Source organism: Aquibium sp. ELW1220, assembly GCF_030398385.1.
Lineage (GTDB): Bacteria > Pseudomonadota > Alphaproteobacteria > Rhizobiales > Rhizobiaceae > Aquibium.
In genome coordinates, this window is the sequence record NZ_JAOAOQ010000123.1 from 1 (window position 1) to 780 (window position 780).

A 780-nucleotide genomic window follows, 5' to 3' on the forward strand; every position below is an offset into this window, starting at 1 on the left:
TCGGCAACCGCACGGCACTTCAGCCGCCATTTGCGCAGGAAGGCCTTGCGGCGCTTCTCGACGTCGACCGCTGTGTCGGCGTAGATCATGTCGCGGTAATCCTCGGTCAGCTCGTCGTGCAAGTGTTTCGGGGCATGAGCCAGAAGGTTGCGATGCTTGTGAACGGTGCAGCGCTGAATGGGCAGATCATCGCCCCACAGCGCCACAAGGGCCGCCTCAAGCCCAGGCGCGCCGTCCACAATCACGAACTCGGGCCGCTTGAGCCCGCGCGCGTCGAGATCGGCGAGGAACTTGCCCCAGGCCGCCTTGCTCTCACCACCCATATTCATGATTGATAACAATACTTTCTGCCCGTCGCGGCGCACGCCGATGGCTGCCAGCACCGAGATGTTGGTGGCCTTGCGGTCGAGCCGGGTCTTGATGACGGTGCCATCGAGGATCAGCCGCACGATATCTTCGTTCGCAAGGCTGCGGGCGCTCCAGGCGTCCCAGTCCACCTTCACCTTGCGCCACGCCCGGCCGACGATGTCCTTGCCGATAGCACCACCGAACAGGCCGTAAAGCGCCCGCTTCACCCGCCGTGTGTTGGTGCCTGCGAGGTAGACAGAGGCAATCAACGCCTCGGCCTTCTTGGTCAAACGCTGATAGCGCACCAATGCCTTTGACCGCCATTCGGTAATCTTGCCCGCCTCGTCTTCAACCCTCGCGCGGGGTACGCTCACCGTTTCGGTGCCAAAGGTGCCAACGACTTGCCGTTCGCGGTGTCCGTTGCGGTACCCC

General features: G+C 63.1%; 1 protein-coding gene. It reads right to left on the bottom strand.

The annotated features are described in order from the left end of the window. A partial coding sequence (locus N1F91_RS31005; protein ID WP_289997766.1) for an IS256 family transposase occupies positions 1-780 on the bottom strand: 780 nt, incomplete at both ends.